Source organism: Synechococcus sp. R55.7, assembly GCF_047461955.1.
In the GTDB taxonomy this organism is placed as follows: domain Bacteria; phylum Cyanobacteriota; class Cyanobacteriia; order Thermostichales; family Thermostichaceae; genus Thermostichus.
This window is the reverse complement of record NZ_JANSIC010000015.1, coordinates 14895-17050: the sequence shown is the minus strand read 5'-3', so window position 1 is coordinate 17050 and position 2156 is coordinate 14895. Positions and strand designations below refer to the sequence as shown.

The window sequence follows — 2156 nt, the reverse complement described above, 5'->3', positions numbered from 1 at the left end:
TTCCCCCAGAGCTTGGGGTACATTTCAAACGGTAGCTGGGGTCTAGAAACATAAACCTAACCACCCGCTCTCTGCACACTCGCACAACTGCCTAGCGTTTGCACATCAGGTTGTAGAGAACTGTGCAGCAAAGTGAGGACTCCGTCCCACTATCGCGAACAGTCAATCGGCGATTAGAGACAGCCCTCTTCCTAGGAAGCGTTCTTTGGCTTATCGGCCCAGGGACTGCAGCCAGCCAATCAGGGTGGTACCAGACAGAGCTTCAAACAGGATCAGGGCAACAAAGCCGATCATTGCCAAGCGCCCGTTCAAGCGCTCTGCATAGTCGGTGAAGCCCACGCGGGGGGTGCTATCCACATACATTTCTGGCTCAATGGCGTAGTTGTTCAGCCGACCGCCTTCTTCGACGACGACGGAGCGATATCGGGTCATAGGGTTCTCCTTGTGCTTTCTTCACCAGCGTAGCTCGCTTTGCATAGGATTGTAAAGTTTTATTTACAACGTTGTTGACGCCCAATGTTCCGAGCTGCCGGGCAGAGTTCAACCAGGCCAGGAACAGCCTGTAAGCAGGGTTGTGGCTCTTGTCCCAGTACAGGGGAGCTGATAATAGCAAGGGGACTGGAGGACAACTATGTCGGCGCTGGAGCGGTTAAATACGCTGCTGGATGGCCAGCCGGTGGCCAGCTTGGCGGTGCTGGAGCAGGGATCCCCGGCGGTGTCGTTGGTGCCTTTTGTGGTGCAGCGGGATCCCTTGCGCTTTGCCATTGTCATCAGCGATCTTTCTGGCCACACCCAGGCTTTGCGGGCAGATCCCCGGGCCGCGCTACTCATCCACGAGCCGCCCACCCCAGGGGATCCCCGCAGTAACCACGCCCTGCCGCGGGTGATGGTGAGCGGAGAAGCCCAGTTTCTCAGCCGCGAGGAGGCGCAGGCGCAGGGGTTTGAAGCCCTCTACCGCGCCAAGTACGAGATTGCCGAGATGATCCTAAGTTTGGCGGATTTTCACTTCTGTCAGATCGTCCCCAAAACTGGTAGCTTCATCCAGGGGTTTGGCCAGGCATTCCGGCTGAGCGGCCCCAACCTGGATCAACTGGAGCACCTTGGTCGGGCGTAGATTATGAGAATTCCAAGGGCAGCCCGCGCCATCCTTGAGCCCAGGGAAGCTCTTGCTGCGCCGCTTCCTAGCTCCCCTCTTCTGGGGGGAGAGAATGGAGTCCTTTCTCAGGTTTTCGGGTGGGATCCCGGATCCAGTCCAACAGCAGCGGGTTGACCAGCTCGGGGGCTTCATCCTGGGGGCAATGGCCAACCCCTGGCAACGGGATGAACCCCACCACGCAAGGAAACTCTGCCAGGGCCCGCCCCAGAGCAATGGGTTCCCAGGGATCCGCTTCCCCCCACAAGATCAAGACGGGACAGGTGAGCTGAGGCAAGAGATCTTCAGCCAAAGGCCCCTGAGAATAGCGCACAAAGGCCAAAAAGACCTCTGCCGCCCCCGGCTCCAAAGCGGGTTTGAGCAAAAGCTGGATCAGCTCCTCGGTAACCGCTTCTTTGCGCCCGTAGGCTTGGAGGAGGATATTGCGAATGGCCCTAGCCTGGGCCACCTGAGCAAAGAAGAAACGACCAAAGGGGGGCCACCCCAGCAGGGATTGCAGCAAAGGGGTAAACTGGCGGCGCAGCCAGGAGACCTGGCCCCGTTTCCGCTCGTGCAATAGCCGCAGCGAGGGATCCAACATCGCTACCCCTAAAACCTGGGCTGGATCCAGAACCGCCGCCTGCAAAGCCACAATGCAGCCAATCGAGTTGCCCACCAGATAGACTGGCTGGCCCACCACCTCTCGGACAAAGTCTGCCACCAGGGATCCCCAGGTCTCGAAGGTGTAGGGCAAAGGGGATCCCGGCAGAGGCTTGGCGGATCCCCCAAACCCCAACAAATCAATCGCATACACCTGACAGTGCTGCCCCAGCTCCGGCAAATTTTTCCGCCAATGGTCGCTGCTGGCCCCAAAGCCATGGATGAGCAACACGGCTGGGCCTGTGGATCCCGACTGTTGGTAGCGAATGGGCTGGTCACGCCAGAGCCAGCGATGCTCTGTGTTCGCGTTGGCGCTGCATGGCAACATGGGGGTGCAGTGTAGGTTTGAGTCAGCGTTGCGATC

3 protein-coding genes are annotated in these 2156 nt (G+C 59.0%); 1 reads left to right on the top strand and 2 read right to left on the bottom strand.

Features of this window, described 5'->3' with window-relative positions; all coding sequences use genetic code 11:
• Positions 1-210: 210 nt before the first annotated feature.
• Complete coding sequence (locus NW820_RS01780) at positions 211-432, bottom strand: high light inducible protein (protein WP_011433062.1); 222 nt, start codon at positions 430-432, stop codon at positions 211-213.
• A 199-nt stretch (positions 433-631) separates the two neighbouring features.
• On the opposite strand from NW820_RS01780, the gene NW820_RS01775 reads away from it, so the two are divergent.
• Entirely contained in the window at positions 632-1114 is a 483-nt protein-coding gene (locus NW820_RS01775) for a pyridoxamine 5'-phosphate oxidase family protein (RefSeq protein WP_414406518.1), read from the top strand.
• A 67-nt stretch (positions 1115-1181) separates the two neighbouring features.
• Here the strand turns inward: NW820_RS01775 and NW820_RS01770 are convergent, their stop codons facing one another.
• Complete coding sequence (locus NW820_RS01770) at positions 1182-2120, bottom strand: alpha/beta fold hydrolase (RefSeq protein ID WP_414406520.1); 939 nt, start codon at positions 2118-2120, stop codon at positions 1182-1184.
• Positions 2121-2156: the final 36 nt, after the last annotated feature.